The sequence below is a fragment of the Haloarcula halophila genome, assembly GCF_029278565.1.
In the GTDB taxonomy this organism is placed as follows: Archaea; Halobacteriota; Halobacteria; order Halobacteriales; family Haloarculaceae; genus Haloarcula; species Haloarcula halophila.
Genome location: NZ_CP119559.1, coordinates 1719552 through 1739582, shown reverse-complemented (window position 1 = coordinate 1739582; position 20031 = coordinate 1719552). Strand labels below are relative to the sequence as shown.

The 20031-nt window shown below is 67.2% G+C and carries 21 protein-coding genes, 1 tRNA gene and 1 pseudogene; 10 read left to right on the top strand and 13 right to left on the bottom strand.

Annotation, left to right across the window (positions count from 1 at the left end):
- The first annotated feature begins 41 nt into the window (after positions 1-41).
- Together rdgB and P0204_RS09215 are read left to right on the top strand one after the other, a co-directional pair.
- Positions 42-617, top strand: coding sequence for an RdgB/HAM1 family non-canonical purine NTP pyrophosphatase (rdgB, locus tag P0204_RS09220; RefSeq protein ID WP_276178449.1), 576 nt, complete (start codon positions 42-44; stop codon positions 615-617).
- Positions 599-1390 carry an SDR family NAD(P)-dependent oxidoreductase gene (locus P0204_RS09215; protein WP_276178447.1) on the top strand — a complete coding sequence of 264 codons (792 nt, stop codon included), beginning with the start codon at positions 599-601 and terminating at the stop codon, positions 1388-1390. Before rdgB ends, P0204_RS09215 begins: the two co-directional genes overlap by 19 nt.
- On the opposite strand, the gene P0204_RS09210 is transcribed toward P0204_RS09215, so the two are convergent.
- The 3 genes from P0204_RS09210 to P0204_RS09200 all read right to left on the bottom strand — a co-directional run bounded on the left by P0204_RS09210 (position 1387) and on the right by P0204_RS09200 (position 3640).
- Positions 1387-2199, bottom strand: a complete 813-nt coding sequence (locus tag P0204_RS09210) for a DUF8054 domain-containing protein (protein ID WP_276178445.1) — start codon at positions 2197-2199, stop codon at positions 1387-1389. The genes P0204_RS09215 and P0204_RS09210 overlap by 4 nt on opposite strands.
- Before the next feature lie 55 nt (positions 2200-2254).
- Complete coding sequence (locus P0204_RS09205) at positions 2255-2728, bottom strand: DUF7384 family protein (protein WP_276178443.1); 474 nt, start codon at positions 2726-2728, stop codon at positions 2255-2257.
- A gap of 246 nt (positions 2729-2974) precedes the next feature.
- Complete coding sequence (locus tag P0204_RS09200; protein WP_276178441.1) at positions 2975-3640, bottom strand: potassium channel family protein; 666 nt, start codon at positions 3638-3640, stop codon at positions 2975-2977.
- Positions 3641-3746: 106 nt separating this feature from the next.
- Here P0204_RS09200 and rnz point away from each other — a divergent pair, with 106 nt between their 5' ends.
- Together rnz and P0204_RS09190 are read left to right on the top strand one after the other, a co-directional pair.
- A complete protein-coding gene (gene rnz / locus P0204_RS09195; protein ID WP_276178438.1) occupies positions 3747-4670 on the top strand; it encodes a ribonuclease Z in 924 nt (307 codons plus the stop codon).
- Positions 4671-4704: 34 nt separating this feature from the next.
- The gene (locus P0204_RS09190; protein ID WP_276178436.1) at positions 4705-5772 is read left to right on the top strand and encodes a Gfo/Idh/MocA family protein; all 1068 of its coding nucleotides are present in this window, start codon (positions 4705-4707) and stop codon (positions 5770-5772) included.
- A gap of 47 nt (positions 5773-5819) precedes the next feature.
- Here P0204_RS09190 and P0204_RS09185 read toward each other — a convergent pair whose 3' ends face one another.
- On the bottom strand, positions 5820-6440 hold the full coding sequence (locus P0204_RS09185; protein WP_276178434.1) for a DJ-1/PfpI family protein: 621 nt from the start codon (positions 6438-6440) through the stop codon (positions 5820-5822).
- Between the two features lie 90 nt (positions 6441-6530).
- On the opposite strand from P0204_RS09185, the gene P0204_RS09180 reads away from it, so the two are divergent.
- Positions 6531-7409 (top strand): PhzF family phenazine biosynthesis protein, encoded by an 879-nt coding sequence (locus tag P0204_RS09180; RefSeq protein WP_276178432.1) that lies wholly within the window; start codon positions 6531-6533, stop codon positions 7407-7409.
- Between the two features lie 271 nt (positions 7410-7680).
- On the opposite strand, the gene P0204_RS09175 is transcribed toward P0204_RS09180, so the two are convergent.
- The gene (locus P0204_RS09175) at positions 7681-8655 is read right to left on the bottom strand and encodes an aldo/keto reductase (RefSeq protein ID WP_276178430.1); all 975 of its coding nucleotides are present in this window, start codon (positions 8653-8655) and stop codon (positions 7681-7683) included.
- 39 nt (positions 8656-8694) lie between these two features.
- On the bottom strand, positions 8695-10098 hold the full coding sequence (locus tag P0204_RS09170) for a PAS domain-containing sensor histidine kinase (RefSeq protein ID WP_276178428.1): 1404 nt from the start codon (positions 10096-10098) through the stop codon (positions 8695-8697).
- A gap of 89 nt (positions 10099-10187) precedes the next feature.
- Here P0204_RS09170 and P0204_RS09165 point away from each other — a divergent pair, with 89 nt between their 5' ends.
- Together P0204_RS09165 and P0204_RS09160 are read left to right on the top strand one after the other, a co-directional pair.
- Complete coding sequence (locus tag P0204_RS09165; protein WP_276178426.1) at positions 10188-10562, top strand: VOC family protein; 375 nt, start codon at positions 10188-10190, stop codon at positions 10560-10562.
- A gap of 94 nt (positions 10563-10656) precedes the next feature.
- Positions 10657-11682 carry a sensor histidine kinase gene (locus tag P0204_RS09160; RefSeq protein ID WP_276178424.1) on the top strand — a complete coding sequence of 342 codons (1026 nt, stop codon included), beginning with the start codon at positions 10657-10659 and terminating at the stop codon, positions 11680-11682.
- A 56-nt stretch (positions 11683-11738) separates the two neighbouring features.
- Here P0204_RS09160 and P0204_RS09155 read toward each other — a convergent pair.
- The 4 genes and pseudogenes from P0204_RS09155 to ilvA all read right to left on the bottom strand — a co-directional run bounded on the left by P0204_RS09155 (position 11739) and on the right by ilvA (position 13471).
- Positions 11739-11821 (bottom strand) — tRNA-Ser (locus P0204_RS09155).
- Between the two features lie 28 nt (positions 11822-11849).
- Positions 11850-12053, bottom strand: coding sequence for a DUF7981 family protein (locus P0204_RS09150; RefSeq protein ID WP_276178422.1), 204 nt, complete (start codon positions 12051-12053; stop codon positions 11850-11852).
- Between the two features lie 5 nt (positions 12054-12058).
- Positions 12059-12220: pseudogene (locus P0204_RS09145) on the bottom strand (RidA family protein); the annotation flags it as partial.
- 39 nt (positions 12221-12259) lie between these two features.
- Complete coding sequence (ilvA, locus tag P0204_RS09140) at positions 12260-13471, bottom strand: threonine ammonia-lyase (protein WP_276178420.1); 1212 nt, start codon at positions 13469-13471, stop codon at positions 12260-12262.
- Positions 13472-13738: 267 nt separating this feature from the next.
- Between ilvA and P0204_RS09135 the strand changes: the two genes are divergently transcribed.
- Positions 13739-15373 (top strand): potassium channel family protein, encoded by a 1635-nt coding sequence (locus P0204_RS09135; protein WP_276223262.1) that lies wholly within the window; start codon positions 13739-13741, stop codon positions 15371-15373.
- 165 nt (positions 15374-15538) lie between these two features.
- Here the strand turns inward: P0204_RS09135 and citZ are convergent, their stop codons facing one another.
- Entirely contained in the window at positions 15539-16684 is a 1146-nt protein-coding gene (gene citZ / locus P0204_RS09130; protein WP_276178418.1) for a citrate synthase, read from the bottom strand.
- A gap of 246 nt (positions 16685-16930) precedes the next feature.
- On the opposite strand from citZ, the gene P0204_RS09125 reads away from it, so the two are divergent.
- Complete coding sequence (locus tag P0204_RS09125; protein ID WP_276178416.1) at positions 16931-18151, top strand: potassium channel family protein; 1221 nt, start codon at positions 16931-16933, stop codon at positions 18149-18151.
- Between the two features lie 3 nt (positions 18152-18154).
- On the opposite strand, the gene P0204_RS09120 is transcribed toward P0204_RS09125, so the two are convergent.
- Complete coding sequence (locus tag P0204_RS09120) at positions 18155-18529, bottom strand: hypothetical protein (protein ID WP_276178414.1); 375 nt, start codon at positions 18527-18529, stop codon at positions 18155-18157.
- 57 nt (positions 18530-18586) lie between these two features.
- On the bottom strand, positions 18587-18850 hold the full coding sequence (locus P0204_RS09115; protein WP_379801664.1) for a DUF7536 family protein: 264 nt from the start codon (positions 18848-18850) through the stop codon (positions 18587-18589).
- A gap of 94 nt (positions 18851-18944) precedes the next feature.
- Between P0204_RS09115 and P0204_RS09110 the strand changes: the two genes are divergently transcribed.
- Positions 18945-19901, top strand: a complete 957-nt coding sequence (locus tag P0204_RS09110) for a succinylglutamate desuccinylase/aspartoacylase family protein (RefSeq protein WP_276178412.1) — start codon at positions 18945-18947, stop codon at positions 19899-19901.
- Positions 19902-20031: the final 130 nt, after the last annotated feature.

Below are 20031 nucleotides of genomic sequence, written 5' to 3'. Positions count from 1 at the left end.
GGTTTCGACGGCTCTTTTGCCGTCGACCCACCGGTTCCGGTATGCTCAATTTCGTGACGACCAACCCCGGGAAGGTCCGGGAGGCGACCGCCTATCTCGACGACGCCGTCGAACAGTTCGACTTCGACTACCCGGAGATCCAGGCCGACGACCTGGCGGCGGTGGCCGCCCACGGCGCTCGGTCGGCCTACCGGGCGGCGGACGGCCCCGTCGTCGTCGACGACGCCGGCCTCTTCGTCGACGCCTTCGACGGCTTCCCCGGCCCGTACTCCTCGTACGTTGAGGACACCGTCGGCGTCGAGCGGGTCTGGCGCATGACCGAACCCGAGTCCGACCGCTCGGCGGCGTTCAAGACCGTCCTCGCCTACTGTGACGGCGATCCGCTCTCGACCGACCGGGTCCACGAAGGGGGCGACGACGAGCCACCCGTGGCGCTGTTCGAGGGGCGGGTCGACGGGACCATCGTCGCGCCCCGCGGCGACGGCGGCTTCGGCTTCGACCCGATCTTCGAGCACGACGGGGCCACCTTCGCGGAGATGAGCACCGACGAGAAAAACGCCGTCTCCCACCGTGGCCGCGCCCTCGAATCGTTCGCCGGATGGTACGCCGACCGATGACCGTCGCGGGACCGGCGCTGATCACGGGCGCGTCGGCCGGTATCGGCGCGGCGCTGGCCCGCGAGTTCGCCGCGAACGGCCACGACGTGGTGTTGGTCGCCCGCCGCGAGGATCGACTCCAGTCGCTGGCGACCGAGATCGAACGGGCTCACGGCGTGACCGCGACGCCGATCACGATGGATCTGGACGATCCGCGGGCAGCGATCGCCCTCCACGAGACGGTCACCGATCGGGGGCTGGAGATCGGCGTGCTCGTCAACAACGTCGGCGTCGGCACCTACGGCCCCTTCGCCGACAGCGACCTCGACGCCGAGCGCACCCAGTTACGGCTCAACGTCGTCCTTCCGGTGGAGCTGACCCGCCTTTTCCTCGACGAGTTCGAGGACGGCGGCGCGGTGCTGTCGGTCGGCTCGATGGCCGGCTTCCAGCCCGGCCCGTTCCTCCCGGGCTACTACGCCAGCAAGGCCTACGTCAACAGTTTCACGCAGGCCGTCGCCGAGGAACTGCGCGACGACCCGGTCGACGTGACGGTCGTCTGTCCCGGCCCGGTCGCCACGGAGTTCCAGGAGCGTGCCGGGATGGGCGACTCGACGGTCGGCTCGCTGACGACTAACTCCCCCGAAGCGGTCGCCGAGGCCGCCTACGAGGGCCTCGTCGCGGGCGAGACCGTCGTGATCCCGAGCCGGCTGATGCGCGCGGTCGATCTCCTCGGGCGAATCGCGCCCCGCTCGGCGACCCGGCGGATCGCCCGGCTGGTCAACGAGGGGCGTTAGTTGACGGGCTGTTCGAGCAGGCGCTCGCCGGTCCCCTCACAGAGGACCGTGACGACCTCGTAGTTCGAACAGCAGGACTCGACGGTCTCGGTCGTAAAGGTCGCCGCGCTGCCGTCGGGACATTCCCGGACGAACACGCGCAGGCCGGCCAGGGTCTCCCCCCGGGCACCGGGCGAGAGCTTCCCCCACTCGTCGGTCCACTCGGCCAGCGTCCGGGCGGCTGCGACGTCGACACGCAGTGCCGTCTTCGATGGCCACTGCCCCAGACGGCTACCGTCACGGTGGATCGTGACTGCGTCGTCGAACTGCTGGATGCCGACCTCGGCGGCTTCCAGCCCGAGCAGTTCGACGACACGACGGGGGTCGATATCCTCGGGGACCTGCCGGAGTTCGCGGGTCCAGGCCTCGTCGAAGGAGTCGGTCAGACAGAGGTCGTCGACGTCGTCACAGGGTTCCAGGACATCGAGTTCCAGCAGCATCGTCTCCAGTTCGACGTCCTCTTGCTCGAAGTGGCTGGTGCCCGTCTCGGCCGCCGGCCCCTTCCCGAACCAGGCCAACAGCCAGGGCGGCATGTATCGTTTCGTCAGTTCCGGAGTCCCCGGAACCAGATATCCCCGGAGCCAGATCGACAGCGCCGATCCGGCCAGCACAAGCAGGGCGGCGACGCCACCGGCGACGGGCGTCGCGACCGTCGCGACCCCGACACCGACCGCACCCGCCAGCGTGACGGCGATGGCGCTGTTGACGACCGTACAGGGAAGACAGCGGTTCGCTCCGGTGTACTCGGGGTTGCGGAGACGGGACAACATATCGATGTCCGGTCGTTCGTGGCTCGTGGAGAAAAATTCGACGGGGCGAAACCGGTCAGGCACGCGGGTCCCGGTCGGGGCCGGGGTACTCCCCGCCCTCGACGGCAGCGTACAGCGATTCCGGATCGAACAGCCCCGCGAAGGCGTCCGGTGGTCTGATGCTCACCCGCATGTGCGACTGGAGGGCAGCGCCGGTCTGTGCGCTGCCAAGCCGCTCGTCGAATGACAGCAGGTGTGCGGCCCCGCCCCGATAGGCCGAGGCCAGCGCCGGGTGGTCCCCCGACGGGTGTTCGACCCGCTCGCGTTCGCCCTCGATCCGTTCGCGCCAGTCGGTCGCCAGCGGCGGATCGCTCAGCCGCTCGATCACCGCCTGTGCGTCGTCCAGCAGGGGATCGCTGGCGACGAGGGTCATCCAGGCGTGGCACCGCACGTGGTCCAGCGCGGCCCGGGCGGGGCCGTCGCCACACAGGAGGTCCGCCGCCAGCACGTCGGCGTCGGCGACGACGCGGGCCGGCGACGACTCAGCCATCGTCGCGGCGTTCCGAGAGCGTTTCGCGGACGTGCTCGACGCTCGTCCCGTACTCGCTGGCTCGTTCGAACAGGTCGCCCCAGGTCATACAACAACGAACGGACGGGAGCGCAAAAGCCGTACCGTCTGCCGCATGTCTGACGGGTGTTTATCTCCCGAGGAACCCTCGCCTTATCCGGGCGCGCACCGGCGACCAATCCTATCCTATCCTCCCACAGCGCGCCCGGATACCCCTCTTCGCCGCTCTCAGGCAGAGGCCTCGCCGCCGAACGCCGCCCGGACTTCGTCGAGCCCCTCGGGCGCAGCCATCACGGCGACGCTGTCACCGGCCTCGATCTCCGTCTGTGGGAGCGGGATCGTCATCGACTCGTGGGCGCGGCCGTGTGCGTACACCCGGGCCTCGCCGGGCAGGTCCAGTTCGACGACACGCGTGCCGATCACCGGCGATCCCTCGGGGACCCGGACGCTGGCGATCGAGAGCTTCTCGGTCAGGTCCGCGAAGACGTTGAAGTCCCCGCCCAGGAGTGCCGTCTTCGCGCCGGCGGCTCCGAGCCGTTCGGGGTAGATGATCTCGTCGACGTCGGCGGCGTACTTCTCGTAGATCTCCTCGCGGTAGTCGGCGTCGATCCGCAGGACGGTCCGACAGTCGAACTCCTTGCCGATCATACAGGCGGTGAAGTTGGTGTTGAGGTCGCCGGTCAGCCCGCCGATGGCGTCTGCCGTCTCGATGCCGGCGTCTTCGAGGACGCTCTCGTCGGTGCCGTCGCCCTCGAAGACGGTAAACCCGGCGTCGCGGGCCCGATCGGCCTTCTCGAGATTGTTCTCGACGATGCTGACTTCGTGGCCCTCGCTCTGGAGGATACGCGCGGTCCGCGAGCCGACGCGACCGTAGCCGACGATGACGAACTTCATGGGGACCGATACGACAGCCTCCGGTATAAATGTGAACGGGTGACAGGGTGTGCGGTCGGTGGTTTTCGACACGCGTTTACCCGTCGGCGGCCGACGGTGCGACGAGATGCGCGTGACGTTCCTCGGGACGAGTGGGGCCGTGCCGACGACACAGCGAAACACGAGCGGACTGTTCGTCAACAAGGACGGCGATTACCTCCTGTTCGACTGCGGCGAAGGGACCCAGCGCCAGATGATGCGTTTCGGAACCGGGTTCTCCGTCGATCACCTGTTCGTGACCCACCTCCACGGCGACCACGTCCTGGGGATTCCGGGGCTGCTCCAGACGTTCGACTTCAACGACCGAGACGCCCCCATCGCGATCCACACGCCCGCCGGAACCCGCGGGAACGTTCGGCAACTCATCGAGGCAAACGGGACGAAACCGTCCTTTCCGGTCCGGATCAACGAACTGTCGGCCGGTGACGTCGCGCTGGACGGCGAGGAGTACACCGTCAGGGCGATCGCGACGACCCATCGGTGCGCGTCGGTCGGCTACGTCCTCGCGGAGGACGACCGCAAGGGTCGGTTCGACCGCGAGAAAGCAGAGGAAGAACTGGGTATCCCCCCGGGACCGAAGTACTCGAAGCTCCACCGGGGCGACCCGATCGAACACGACGGGCGGACCGTCCAGCCCGAGGAGGTAGTCGGCCCCCCTCGTCCCGGGCGGACGTTCGTCTACACCGGTGACACCCGGCCGACCGACGCCGTCGTCGAGGCGAGCGCCGACGCCGACCTGCTCGTCCACGACGCGACCTTCGCACAGGACCGGGCCGACCGCGCGCAGGCGACGGCCCACTCGACGGCCCGCGAAGCCGGCCAGGTCGCGGCCGACGCCGGCGTCCGCGCGCTGGCGCTGACCCACATCTCGACGCGCTACGCCGGGCAGACCGACCGACTGGCGGCGGAGGCCGGCGAGGTCTTCGACGGCGAGGTGTTCGTCCCCGAGGACGGCCGCGAACGCGAGGTCGCCTTCCCCGACGGCGAATAGTGGTACCTTTACGGACGGATGCGGTAGCCGCGGTATGACCTATCGGATGGTACACGTCGGTCTCGGTGGCCGTGGACGCCACTGGGTCGAACAGTCGATCCCGCCGAACGTCGCGGCCGACCGCATCGAGGTCGTCGCCGCCGTCGATACCGACGCCGACCGGCTCACGCTCGCCCAGTCGGAGCTGAACCTCGGTTCAGAGCAGTGTTATACGGACCTTGAGACGGCGCTGAGCGAACGCGAGGCGGATTTCGTCTCGATCGTAACCCCACCGGCCGCCCACGAACCGGTCGTCGACATCGCCCTCGACCACGACTGTCACATCCTCTCGGAAAAACCGATCGCGGACACGCTAGAGGGGTCGGTCCGGATCGCGAAGAAGGTCAGGGAGGCCGACAAGAAGATGGGGATCACGATGAGCCACCGCTTCGATCAGGACAAGACGACGTTTCGCCGTGCGGTTCAGGAGGCGAGCCCGATCGACTATCTCACGGCCCGGTACACCGGCAACGTCCGCGAGCGGGGGGTCTACTCCGACTACGTCCACGAGATGGACGACCTGCTGTTGCTCGACGGCGCGGTCCACCATCTGGACATCCTGGCGTCGCTTGTCGACGCGCCCTGTGAGACGGTCTATGCTGATACGTGGGTCCCCGACGCCGCCGACTACGAGGGGGACTGTAGCGGCTTCGTGACGATGTACTTCGCCGACGGCACCCGCGTCCAGTACGAAGGGAGTTACGCCAACGCTACGGCGATGAACGGCTGGAGCCACGAACAGTTCCGCGCGGAGTGTCGCGACGAGACGATCGTCCTGGACCACCGTGAACTGACCCGATACCCCTTCGACGCTGACGACGTCGGCAACTGGGGACGGAAACCCGAGGGCGAACAGCTCCCGCTGGACGAACGCCCCACCTGGGAGAACACCTGGCTCATCGAGCAGTTCTGTGACTGGCTCGACGGGACCGCCCGGATGGAGACCAACGTCGACGCCGTTCTCGAATCGATGGCTATCGTCTTCGCGGCCATCGAGAGCAGCAAGCGCGACGAAGTGGTCAACGTCCAGGACCTGCTCAACGAGGCCCACGCCAACGCCTGAATCAGGCGGCCTGGGGGCGAGAAGACGGGTTCACACGAGTCGAGCCACTACCGCTGTCCACTCCCGGATTCACGGTAGACGCTCCCGCGGCGTTCGTACTCCATCTCGCGGGCGACCCGTTCAGCCACGTCCTCACCCCACTCACGTGCGACCAGATGGACGGCGAGATCTAGCCCCGAGGTAACGCCGCCGGCGGTCAGCACGTCGCCGTCGTCGACCACGCGGGCGTCGATCACCTCGGCACCAGTCGCCCGGAGGTCGTCGATCGCGCCCCGATGGGTGACGGCCGGCCGCCCGTCGAGCAGTCCCGCCCGAGCCAGGAGCATCCCGCCGGTACAGACGCCGGCGACGGTCGCGCCGCGGTCGTGGGCCGCGGCCAGCGCTTCGGGTAACTCGCCCCGTTCGGCTTCCGCCCACGCGCCCTTGTCCCCGCGCGTGTTCCACTCGCCACCGGCGACGACCAGGAGGTCAGCGTCGGCGGCAGCTAACGGTCCGTCCGGTTCGACGCGGAGGCCGTGGCTGGCGGTCACCCTCTCGGTCTCTCGGACCGATCGGAGTGTCACGTCCCACCCGGCACCGGCGCGGGCAGCGTTCTCGAACACCTCGTAGGGACCGACGGCGTCCAGTTCGTCGAATCCCTCGTAACAGACCACTGCGACAGCGTCCATGCCTCGAACAGCGTCGCCACCGGCAAAGCCATAGCGATGTGGTACCACGGCTCCCACACGCTCTTTGTCGGCGCCGTCTACCCCGTGGATATGTCCCGCCCGCTCCACCTCGTCGACGTGTTCGCCCGCCAGCGCTACGCCGGCAACCAACTCGCCGTCGTCTGTGACGCCGGCGGTCTCGACGCGACGGAGATGCAGGCAATCGCTGCCGAGATGGGCTTCTCGGAGACGACCTTCGTCACCGGCCCGCCCGAGGACGGCGCGTGGCCGGTCCGGATCTTCACGCCCGCCGAGGAGGTGCCCTTCGCCGGCCACCCGACGCTCGGAACCGCGGCGGTGATCCGTGAGCACCTCGCGGACGGCCGGCCGGAGACGGTGGTGCTGGATCTCCCGGTCGGGGACGTCCCTGTCGAGACGGTCGCGGACGGCGACGGCGAGTCGCTGTGGATGACCCAACAGCCCCCCGCGTTCGGTGACCGCCTCGCCCACGAGGATCTCGCGGCGGTCTTGGGACTCCCGACCGACGCACTCGACACCGACTGGCCGGTTCAGGTCGTCTCGACCGGGCTTCCGACCATCGTCGTTCCGCTCGCCGATCGCGAGGCGCTGACGAGTGTCGACCTCGATCGGGCGGCCTACGACCGCGTGACCGGCGAGCGCGAGGCGAAGAACGTCCTGGCGTTCTGTCCGGACCCGCGGGACGACGCCAACGACGTCGCCGACCGCGTGTTCGCGCCCTTCTACGACGTCCCCGAGGACCCGGCGACCGGCTCCTCGAACGGCTGTCTCGCGGCGTATCTGGCCCGCCACGAGTTTTTCGGCGGCGACACCGTTGACGTCCGGGTCGAACAGGGGTTCGAGATGGGACGGCCGTCGCTGCTGGAACTGTCGGCCGACGCCAGCGGCGACCCGGTCGACGTTCGCGTCGGGGGCCGTGTCGTCCCGGTCGCTCGCGGCGAGTTGCTGTAGCGGTTCGATCTCGGTGCTCGCGGCTCGCTCCGCTCACCGCCCGCTATACGGGGCTTCGGTCCCGCTCTGCTCAGACCCTCGCTACTCCGCGGCTCGCTTCGCTCACCGCTCCGCCGAGACTCCTCACTCCGTTCGGAGTCTCGCTACTCGCGGCTCCCGCTGGTCGCCGCTGCGCCGCTTCGAGGGACCTCCCTCCGGTCGGTCCCTCGCTACTCCACGGCTCACTCCGTTCGCCGTTCCGTCGAGACTCCTCGCTGTGCTCGGAGTCTCGCTATTCGTGCCCGTACACCGGAACCGGCTCGTACGGCTCCTCCAGATATGCCATATCAGACGCCGAGAGGTCGATCTCCAGGGCCTCGACGGCCTCCTCTAAGTGCTCGACGCTGGAGGTCCCGAGGATCGGCGCGGTGGTGTACTCGTTCTCGAAGTGCCAGGCCATCCCGATCTGGGCCATCGTCACGCCGTAGTCGGCGGCCAGTTCCTGGACGCGCTCGTTGATCTCCTGGCTGCCCGCCCCCTCGTCGTAGGGGACCTCCGCGTTCTCGTTCTCGTGGACGCCCCGGGTCGTCGACGTGAACTCCTCGTGGGGGCGGGCGAGATAGCCCGCTCCCAGCGGACTCCACGGGATGACGCCCACGTCCTCCCGATCACAGAGGGGCAGCATCTCGCGCTCCTCCTCGCGGTACGTCAGGTGATAGAGGTTCTGCATCGTCTCGAAGCGGGCCAGCCCCTCGCGGTCGCTGATCGCCAGGGCACGCTGGAACTGGTAGGCCCACATCGAGGAGGCACCGACGTGTCGGACCTGCCCGCGCCGGACGGCGTCGTCGAGCGCCCGCAGCGTCGTCTCGATGGGCGTGTCGTAATCCCAGCGGTGGATCTGGTAGAGGTCGACGGTCTCCATCCCGAGTCGGTCCAGGGAGTTCGCCAGTTCCTGCTCGACGGTCTTCCGCGAGAGTCCGCGTGCGTTCCGGTGGTCGTCGGCGCCGGGGAACCGGACCTTGGTCGCGACGACCTGCTCGTCGCGGTCGTACTCCGCCAGCACGTCGCCCAGGATCGACTCGCTCTCGCCGGCGGAGTAGACGTTGGCGGTGTCGAAGAAGTTCACGCCCAGCTCGATCGCCCGCTCGATGAGGTCGTGACTCTCCCCTTCGTCTAACATCCACTCGCGGTCGCTGCCGAAGCTCATACAGCCCAGACAGATCTTGCTGACTTCCATCCCGGTCGAACCGAGTGTGGTGTACTCCATAGCCGGAGGTCGGACGCGGCGAATAAATTCCCGTCGCCGTCACCCTCCGGACCCCGATGCCCGGGGCAGGGACAGCGTCACCGTGTTCCCCCGCTCGCCCGTTGTGTGCTCGATAGCGCCCCCTGCCAGGTCGACGGTCCAGTAGACGAGCCAGAGCCCACAGCCGCGGCTGTGGTTGACTGCCGACATCTCGTGGTCGCCCAGCAGGACGTTCCGGTCGTACTCCGGGATCGGGGCCGCGGTGTCGTCGACGGTGATCTCGACGTGGTCTCCGACCGATTCGACGGCGATCCGGACCCACGGCGTCCCCCGATCGTTGTGGCGGATGGCGTTCTCGACGAGTTCCGCTATCGCACACTCCAGTTCCCCGGGGCCGTCGACGACTGCCGTCTCGGGGAGTCTCGTCTCGATGTCCGCCTCTGGGTACTGGTCGCGGAGGCGTCCGGTGACCGTCTGGATCGCCCCGACCATGTCGGTCGTCGCGGTCCGGGGTTTCTCGGTGAGCATCTCGACGATGTCGCGTTGCTTCTCCGCAGTCTCTAGGAGTCCCTCGCCGGCACGGCGGATCATCGCTGCGTGGGTCTTGACGTCCGCAGTCGGGTCGGACTCCAGGGTATCGGCGCTGCCGATGACCACGGTCAACTGGTTGCGGATGTTGTGCCGCAGGAAGTTATCGAGCACCGAAAGCTGGCGCTCCCGGCGGCGACGGTACGTGACATCGCGGCTGAACCCCGCGATACGGACGACCTCGCCGTCCCTGACGATGGGTTCGCCCTGGACCCAGACCCACCGGTTATATCCCGTCGTGGGGTTCACGCGGTACTCCATATCGACCTGATCACCGGCCGAAAGCTGTTCTAAGGCCTCTCTGACGCTCTCCCGATCCGGTGGATAGATACACTCGAAGAAGTTCTGTGGGTCCGCTTCGAGTTCCTCGACAGACCTGCCGTACACCGCCTCGTAGGCCGGGTTGCAGAACAGTAGTTCCTCCCAGTCCCCGTCAAACACCCACAGGACATCGTCGGTGGTATCGGCCAGTTCGGCGAGCCGCTCCTGGCTCTCGATACGCTCCCGTTCGGCCTCGACGCGGTCGGTGACGACCCGGGAACTGACGACGTACCCCTCTAGCTCGGTGTCGGTCACGTTCGACATCCGGCTTTCGAGCCAGACCCACGACCCGTCGCTGGCACGGTGGCGGTACGTCGACGTTGTCGCCTGGAACGCCTCGGACTCGACGACGGAGCCGAAGGCGTCCTGTACTGTCTCCCGTTCCTCGGGATGGATGTACTCGAAGGCGTTCGTCCCGACCAGCGCCGCGGGTTCGTAGCCGAGGATCGGCTCCGCGGCCGCGTTGACGTATGTGTAGGTCCCCGACTCGTCCAGTACTGCGATCTTGTCTTGCGTGTACTCAAGCAGGAGCGTCGAGGGACCCGAATCACTCATGCGGCCCGACGTTGTGTCTGTAGCCTGAAAACACCGATGGCGGTCCCACATCGGTACAGTCATCTCCGGGGCTCTCGAACCAACCGGGCATGGACTTGGCACACGTCGCGCTCTGTGTCTCGGATCTCGACCGCTCGATGGCGTTCTACGAGGCGTTGGGGTTCGAGGAGACGAACCGATTCACGCTCAACGGCGTCGAGAACGTCTACCTGGGACGGCCGGGCTCGGACGGCGACATCCAGCTCCGCTACGACCCCGACCGGACGACCCCGATCGCACCGAGCCGTGCCGACACCGACCACGTCGCCTTTACCGTCGACGACGTGGACGAACAGTTCGAGACGGCCATCGAGGCCGGCGGTGTGGCGGTCCTGGAACCGACGACGATCCCCGAAGCCGACGCCTACGCGGCCTTCGTCGAGGATCCCGAAGGGTACACGCTCGAACTGTTCCAGTGGGACTGATCCGGCACAGCGCCCGGTTCCACGCCGACGCTGGAACCGACGAAACACCGGAAATAAATGCCGAAAACCACGTATACGTCGATGGCCGACGGACATGTCGGACATAGTTCGCTGGAACCTGGTCGGGTTGCTCGGTTGCTGCATCCTGTTGGGAACAGCGGCGGCTGCGGCACCCGGGGGCGCTCCCCTCCACGTGCTCGCGATCCAGAGCAGTCTCCCGGTCGTGCTCGGTCTCGGACTGGTCGTGTACGGCTGGTGGCTGGACGGCGGCGCACTCGACGGACACGGGTGGACCGTCGTCCGCTGGACCGCGCTGGGTGTGGTGGTCTTCTTCGGTATCGGTGCGTTCTTCGGTCAGATCAGCAGACGGTTCGACACCTCGTTTCTCCTCGCGGTGGTCGCCTCGCTGGGGTTCGGGGCCACGCTCGGCGCGGTCGTCGGCGTCTACTCCGCACGGCTCCAACGGACCAACGACCAGCTCGTCCGGCAACGCGAGCGGATGGAACAGTTCACCAACATGGTCAGTCACGACCTGCGGAACCCGCTAAACGTCGCGTCCGGTCAGCTCGAACTCGCCCGCCGCGACCACGAGAGCGAACACCTCGACGCCGTCGCCGAGTCCCACGACCGGATGGAGTCGCTGATCGACGACGTCCTGACGCTAGCCCGGGAGCGCGACCCCGACCTGCGGGTCGAATCGGTCGCACTCCCGGCTGTCGTCGACCGGGCCTGGCGGACCGTCGAGACCGACACCGCCACGCTCCGAACCGAGACCGACGCCACGGTCCTGGCCGACCCCGACCGCCTCCAGCAGTTGCTGGAGAACCTCTTTCGGAACGCCGCCGAACACGGCGGCGAGGCGGTCACCGTCGGCGCCCTCGATTCGGGAACCGGGATCTACGTCGAGGACGACGGTCCCGGCTTCGACGACGTGGACCGGGTGTTCGAGAGCGGCTACACCACCGCGGAATCCGGGACGGGGCTCGGACTCGCCATCGTCTGGGAACTCGCGGCGTCACACGACTGGCGGGTCACGGCGACGACCGGACGCGACGGCGGCGCTCGGATCGAACTCCACGACGTTGAGTTCGCCGACGAACACTCCGGGACGACCGATTGACAACCGTTGGCGATCGGCGGGAACCACGGCTCTCCGGGGAGTTTCCGTGAGAAGCACGCCAGAGCTGGGATTTGAACCCAGAATCCCAAAGGGAACACGCTTTCCAGGCGTGCGCCTTACCAGGTTCGGCCACTCTGGCTCGCAACCGACTGTGTGGCGGCCGCCGATTAAGGGCTTTCGTTTCCGAGCAGTCGTCCGCGGGCGGTATGCGTGAGGGCGGTGGCGCCGACACCGACAGCCAGTGCCACGCCGACCTTGATCGTCGCGGCGATGGGGCGGGCCGCGAGCAGTTCGTACCCCTGGACGAGTACGAGGAAGCTCAGTGCGCCGACGACGCCCCACAGGAGGCTGGATTTCGTCGTCCGATCCATCAGTTTGCGGCGACCGCCTCGATCCCGACGGCAGCGCCGCCGAGCAGGTCGCCGTCGCGTGTCGGCGGGAGCTGGCCGGCAGTACACACCAACTCGTCGGTGGTCGTCGCCTGGTTGTACGCGCCGACGGCCGCGGGAGCCCCGTCGGTGTGGAGCGTCTCTCTCATACCGGAGTCGGTGACCGCCAGCGGCTTAAAAACCGCCGCTCAGACGAGAACTTCGACGGGGTAGCCCTCCTCGCGTAGCGCCGCGAGGACGGCCTCGACGTGATCGGGACCACGGGTCTCTAAGTCCAGTTCGACCTCGGCGTCGTCCATCGCCACGTCGCGGCTGGTCCGGTCGTGCTCGATGGCGTAGATGTTGACCTCTTGGGCCGAGAGTACCGAGACCAGGTGTTCGAGCGCGCCGGGATGGTCGGTTAGCACCGTCCTGATCTTGATGTACCGCCCCGTCTCGACCAGGCCGCGCACGATGACGTTCGTCAGCGTGTTCAGGTCGATGTTGCCCCCACACAGCGCCGGGACGATCGTCTCGTCCTCGGCGTAGTCGAACCGCTCTTCGAGGACCGCCGCCAGCGCGACCGCGCCGGCACCCTCGACCATGATCTTCGACCGTTCGAGCAGTGTCGTCAGCGCGACGGCGATCTCCGAGTCGTCGACGGTCACCACCTCGTCGACGCGTTCCTCGATGATCTCGAAGGTCTTCTCGCCTACCGTCCGCGTGGCGATCCCGTCCGCGATGGTCCGGACCTCGTCCCGGACGACCCGCTCGCCACGTTCCAGCGACTCGGGGACGCTCGCTGCGCCCTCGGCCTGGACGCCGACGACGCGGATCTCCGGGTCCTTCCCTTTCAACGCGGTGGCGATACCGCTGATGAGTCCGCCGCCGCCGATGGGGACCACCACCGTCTCGACGCCGGGGAGGTCCTCGTAGATCTCCAGTCCGACGGTGCCCTGGCCGGCCATCACCGTCTCGTCGTCGAACGCGTGGATGTAGGTCCGATCCTCCTCGCGTTCGATCTCGTGGGCGCGCTCGGCGGCCTCGTCGTAGTCCTGGCCGGCGAGGACGACCTCGCCGCCGTAGTTCCGTGTGGCCTTGACTTTCGAGATGGGGGCGTGTTCGGGCATCACGATCTTCGAGTCGACGCCGGCCCGCGTCGCCGCCAGTGCGACCCCCTGGGCGTGGTTGCCCGCGCTCGCGGTCACGACGCCGGCCGCTCGCTCCGCCTCCGAGAGCGTCGCGATACGGTTGGTCGCTCCCCGGATCTTGAACGCACCGGTACGCTGGAACAGTTCGAGTTTGAGATGCACGTCGGCGCCGGTCATCGACGAGAACGTGTGTGAGTAGTCCAGCGGCGTGTGCCGGGCGGTCTCGGCGACCCGGTCACGCGCCGCCAGCACGTCGTCTACGGAGAGCATGGCACGGGCTACTCGCTGTGGGGTGTTAGACCTGCGGGAAAACGTAGGGGGAGAGCGTGTGACTGCATCCGAGGTATGAACACCCGATGATATAAAACCAGTCGAACCGGAGTGAAAGTGAAACTGCAAGACACGGTGGCGGTGTTTGTGGTGTCTGCCCGGCGTCGGCCCCACGTCTGACTGCCAATCTATCACAAATTTAGAGTATCTGTCCCGTCGATCGTCGGTACCAACACTGGTATGGCTCCGTCCAGTAACGGGGAGTGGATGGACACCTGGCAACGCCGGACGGTGCTGTACGTCGTTGGACTGATCGGCGTCATTCTGGCGTACGCAGTCGCCTACGATTACGGGATGACGGCCTTCGAGAACCGGCCTCGCGAGTTCCTCCACTCGCTACAGGTCGTCGTCGAGACGTTCACGACGACCGGGTACGGTTCCGACGCGCCCTGGGACACCGACGTGATGCGCGTGTTCGTCATCCTGATGGACGTCACGGGCGTGGTCCTCATCTTCCTCGCGTTGCCCGTCCTCCTCTTTCCGCTGTTCGAGGAGGCCATGGAGACGACTGCTCCGACTGCTGTCGAGGAGGACCTCAGCAGCCACATCGTCATCTGTACGTTCACACCGCGGGGCGAGACGCTCGTCACGGAACTGGAGTCCTGGGACGTCGACTACGTGATCGTCGAACCCGACCGGGAGACGGCAAACACCCTCCACGGCGAGGGATACCACGTTATCCACGCCGATCCCCAGTCCGTCGAAGGGCTGGAACACGCTGGGCTCCCGTCGGCCCGCGCGCTCGTGGCCGACGACTCCGACCAGGTCAACACCAGCATCGTCCTCACGGCTCGCGAGGTCGACGAGACGGTACGGACCATCAGCGTCGTCGAGGAACCCGACCGCGAGCGCTACCACGAACTCGCCGGTGCCGACGTGGTCCTCTCGCCGCGTGGCATCCTCGGGCGGAGCCTCGCGGGGAAAGTGACGACCGGCGTCTCGACGACGCTGGGGGACTCGATCGAACTCGGCGAGGACTTCGACATCGCCGAACTACCGGTCCACCGCGGGAGCGCCCTCGTCGGGACGACCCTGGCCGACAGCGGTATCCGCGAGGAAACTGGCGTCAACGTCATCGGGGCGTGGTTCCGCGGCCAGTTCCAGAGTCCCCCCTCCCCCGACGCCGAACTCGACGGGAGCACTGTCCTGCTCGTCTCGGGCACCGAGTCCCAACTGGAGCAACTCAAGACGATGACCCTCTCGAACGTCCGGCAGTACCGCGCGGGCGAGACTGTCGTCGTCGGCTACGGCGAGGTCGGCCAGACGATCTGTCGTGAGTTCGCCTCGGGGGGTGTTCCCTACACTGTCCTTGACCGCCAGGAGAAACCGTCCGTCGATGTCGTCGGTGACGCCACCGAACCGGACGACCTCCGAGCCGTCGGCGTCGAGGACGCCCGGACGGTCATCCTCGCGCTCTCGAACGACACCGACACCGAGTTCGCGACGCTGGTCGTCCGGGATCTGAACCCCAACGTGGAGATCATCGCCCGAGCCGAGGGAACGGAGAACGTCCAGAAGATCTACCGCGCGGGGGCCGACTACGTCCTCTCGCTGGCGACGGTCAGCGGCCGGATGCTCGCCTCGACGATCCTCCGTGAGGAAGACGTCATCTCGATGGACCAGCAGGTCGAGGTGGTCCGGACGACTGCTGACGGCCTGGCCGGGACGACGCTTGGCGAGGCCGACATCCGCTCGCGGACCGGCTGTACGGTCATCGCCGTCGAACGCAACGGAGACGTCCTCACCGATCTGGGGCCGGACGTGGACATCCGCCGGGGCGACGAACTCGTCGTCGCCGGCACTGACGCCGGGGTGACGCGGTTCCGCGAGTTGTTCTCGTGATCACTTTTAAGCGGGGTTGCCTCGGGCCTGCGGCGCTATGGGAACCACTCGCTGCTCACGGCCACAGTACCGCCGGGAAACGCCCGCAGGTGCCCCTCGCTCTCTTCTCCGAGATACCGAACCAGGAGCTACCGACTAGCTGAAAACCGTAACAACCGAAGCCGTCTACCGCTCGCCGATCGGGACGAACTCGGTCTCGTCGGGGTCGGCGCCGGTGTAGCGGGCACGGGGCCGGATGAGGCGGTTGTCTTCGATGTATTCTAGGACGTGGGCGACCCAGCCACCGACGCGGGACATCGCGAAGATAGGGGTGTAGATGTCGATGGGGATCCCCATCTGGTAGTACGTCGACGCCGAGTAGAAGTCGACGTTCGGGGCCAGCCCCTTCTCTTCCATGAGGTAGTCCTCGATGGTCGTGGACATCTCGTACCAGTTCAGGGAGCCGGCGGCCTCGCCGAGTTCCTTCGAGCGCTCGCCGAGGATCTTCGCACGCGGGTCCTTGACGTTGTAGACGCGGTGGCCGAACCCGGAGACGCGACGACCTTCGTCGAGGGCGTTCTTGACCCAGTCCAGCGGGTCGGAGTCGGCGTCGTCGACCTCCTTGAGCATCTCCATGACGTCCTGGTTGGCGCCGCCGTGGAGCGGGCCTTTCAGGGTGCCGATGGCCGACGTGACGGCGCTGTGGACGTCCGACAGCGTCGACGCCGTGACGATCGCCGAGAACGTCGAGGCGTTGAATCCGTGGTCGGCGTGGAGGACGAGCGCCTGGTCGAAAACGTCGGCCAGCACGTCGTCGGGTTCCTCGCCGTTGAGCATGTAGAGGAAGTTCGCTGCGTGATCCAGGTCCTCGCGGGGTTCGACCGGCTCTTCGCCGTCCCGGATACGGGTAAACGCCGCGACGATCGTCGGCATCTTCGCGGTGATGCGACGGCCCTTGGCGAGGTTGACTTCCTCGTCGGTCGGCTCGGCGTCCTCGGGCGCGGGGTCGTACCCGGACAGCATCGAGACGGCGGTTCGCAGCGCGGCCATCGGGTTCTCGTCCGCTTCGGCCAACTGGCGGACGGTATCGAGTACGTCGTCGTCGACCTCGCGTTCCTCGGCCATCGCGTCCTCGAAGGCCGCGAGTTGCTCGGCGTTCGGGAGGTGACCGTGCCAGAGCAGGTACAGCACCTCTTCGTAGCTGGCGCCGTTCGCGAGATCCTCGATGGTGTAGCCCCGGTAGACCAGTCTGCCAGCATCGCCGTCGATCATGCTGAGACTGGACTCGGCGACAAGGACACCTTCGAGCCCCTTCTTGAGGTCGTCAGACATACGCTGTGGGTTCCCGACCTGCCGGGAAAAACATTTTCTTTCTAGCCGCCAATGTCACACATCTGACTGTTGGTGAGTTGGAGAACGTCCAGGATACTCGGTGATATATTGAACACCACAACTCTTCCGGCCAGTAATTGTCCGACCGGCCACAGCGGTGGGCGACAGCGCCTCACAGGACCGGCTGTTCACCGCTCGGTATCGGTGTGGTCAACGCTTTTAGCCGGTGGTGCCGAACCGCCGGGCATGGACCCGACAGTGTCGGTCGAGTACGAGCCGGTCAGCGTCAAGTCGGTGCTGTCCGAGATGAAAGACACCGCGGAGTTGCTCATCGACCTCTCGTACTCGGCGGTGCTGCTGGGCAGCGACGACGTCGCCGCGGAGGTCTTGGAACTCGAAGAGAAGATGGACGTCCTCCAGTTGCGGGCGCGGATGAGCCTTCTGATGGCCTGTCGGTCGACCGAGGACGCGGAGGCACTGGCGCCGGTTCTGGGGATGGTCGGTGCCGCCGAGAAGATCAGCGACGCCGCCGGCGACATCGCGAAGATCGTCCTCGAAGATATCGGCCTCCCCGACACGATGCGGGCGGCGCTCCCCGAGGCCTTAGAAACGCTCGTCCGTGCGACGGTCGCGGCCGACTCCCCGCTGGCCGGCGAGACGCTGGGTACGTTGAACTTAGAGACCGAGACCGGCGTCCGCGCGCTGGCGATCCGCCGACAGGGCGACTGGCTCCTCAACCCCGATCGAGAGACGGCGATCGAGGCCGGTGATGTCGTGTTGTTCCGCGGTCCCGAGTCCGGCGTCACCGAGGTGTACCGGGACGCCACGGGCGAGGAGTACGAACCGCCCGAGCCACCGGAGCGGGCGGCCCAGGATCTCGACCGGGCTGTCTCCTCGATCGTCCTGATGAAAGACATGGCGGAACTGGCGGTCGATCTGGCCTACGGGGCGGTGCTGTTCGACAGCGAGGCCGTCGCCGAGGAGGTCGTCGAACTCGAAGCCGAGGTCGACGCCCTCCAGTCCCGGTTCGAAGCCTGGGTCCTCCGGGCAGCAGGGGACAGCGACGACCCGGTCTCGCTACGCGGGCTGGTCCACCTGGCCCGCTCGACGGAGGTCATCTCCGACGCCGCCTTGGAGATGAGCGAAGGCGTCCTCCGGGGGCTCTCGACCCATCCGGTCGTCGCCGAGGCGGTCCAGGAATCCGACGAGATCATCACGCAGGCGACCATCGCCGCATCGAGCGACTTCGCCGGCGACACTATCGGCGAGCAGGCGATCAAGACGGCGACGGGGATGCGGATCATCGCCATTCGACGGCCGAGCAACCAGAGCGACCGGACCGGCCGCGAGGGCGGCGACTGGGTCGTCTCGCCCGGCCCGGAGACGCCGCTCCAGGCCGGCGATGTCGTCATCGCGAAGGGGACCCGTACCGGCGCCGAGCGGTTCGCGGAGTTAGCCGGCGGCTAGGACTCAGCGGTCGACGTTCACTACGCCGGGTTCGACGGCCAGGACGGCTGCGAGCGTGTACATGAACCCGATGATACCGAAGACGGCGACGACCACTTCGGGTGCGATCTGCCCGCTCCCGCCGGCCGCGTGGCCGATCGCCAGTGCCGTGATACTGAGCCCGAAGACGCCCGCCGCGTAGCCGAGACTGTCGGCACGCCGGTCGAACGAGAACACGCTCGCACGGAGCGTGTCGGGGTAGCTGACCGCGAAGTAACTCCATCCGACGTACAACGGGATCGTCCCGAGGGCGAGGTACCATCCGGCGTCGAGTACCTGTGTGACGACGGTACCGACTGCGAGGCCGACGAGGACCGCGAGCGGGAGGGCTCTGTCCATACCGCGTGCTGTCGGCGCTGGGGAGTAAAATCCCGGGTCGATCGCCGGCTCCACCGTTTACTCCGGACTGTCCCGCCGTGCCAACCGGACCGCCGAACCGATCGTGAGCACGGCCGTCGTCAGCCCGCCCAGCGACATCGCCAGGACGAACGCCAGGGCGAGATAGAGGTACGCCGGCCGACCGGTCCCCGGCAGGACGAACGTCGCGAAGACGAGCCCGGTCACCACGAGTGCGAACCCGAACCCGAGTTTCGCGTTCCGCGGGACGTTCAGCGCCTGTACCATCGCGGCCCGGCCGCTGGGTTGCTCGCGGTCTGCCACGCCCGCCGGTAGGGTCGCTCCGTTCAAGACGGCGTCGGTCCGAGCCGGCCGGAATCCGAACCAGTAAAGGCACACAGGCCGAACGAATCGGACAATGGTACGTTTCGGTACGGCGAGTGCCGTCCCCGGTGAGATGGATACGGGACGGCTGGAGGTGGGCGAGACTCGCGACGGGAGTTCCGTCGGACTCCCGGTCGCCGTGGTCAACGGCGCCGCCGGCGGGAAGACACTCTACATCCAGGCTGCGAGCGACGGCGACGAACTCAACGGCGTCGGCGTCGTCCAGCGGGTGCTCCCCCGGCTGGACCCCTCGGAGATCGCCGGCACGATCCTGGTCTGTGGCATCGTCAACTACCACGCCTTCCAGGTCGCCGAGCACCGCAACCCTATCGACGACACGAAGATGAACCGGGCCTACCCCGGTGACGACACCGGCACCTCCAGCGAGCGAATCGCCGCCGCGACCTTCGACGCCGCGATCAGCGCCGATTACGTGGTCGACCTCCATCAGGGATCGACCTCGCGGATGATCGAGGAATGTCGCGTCCGGTGTGGCACCCGCCATCGGCTCCACAGCGAGTGTCTCGAACTCGCGAAAGTATTCGGCTGTGGCCACATCCTCGACCAGAAAGGACCCGACGGCCAACTCGCTCGCGCGGCCCCCGACGAGGGCGTCCCGACGATCGATCCGGAACTGGGCGGCTGTGTCGGCTGGGACGAGGACTCGATCCGGAAAGGCGTCGACGGCGTCTTCAACGTCCTCACCTACTACGACTTCCTGGACGGCCACTACAGCCCCACGCCACAGACCCGCGCCAGCGGCTTCGAACAGTACGGTGCCCCCTCCGGCGGCCTCGTCGACTTCCAGGCCGACCTGGGCGAGCGTGTCTCCCGTGGCGAGCCGCTGTTCGAGATCACCGACGTCTTCGGCCAGGAGAAGGCGACGATCACCGCCGACTCCTCGGGGATCTTCTGGCGGTCGCGCCGCCTCCCACAGGTCGCGACCGGGGAGTACGTCTGTTCGGTCGGGACCGACATCGATACTTACTGACCCACTTTTTCCTTCGGGGGGTGTCCTCGCTCGCGCTGCTCGCTGCGGGCACCCCCCATTGCGAAAACGTGGGGAAAAAGGCGCGAATCGCGGCGCGATTCGCGTGAAACCGCTCGCGGTATGCTCCCGA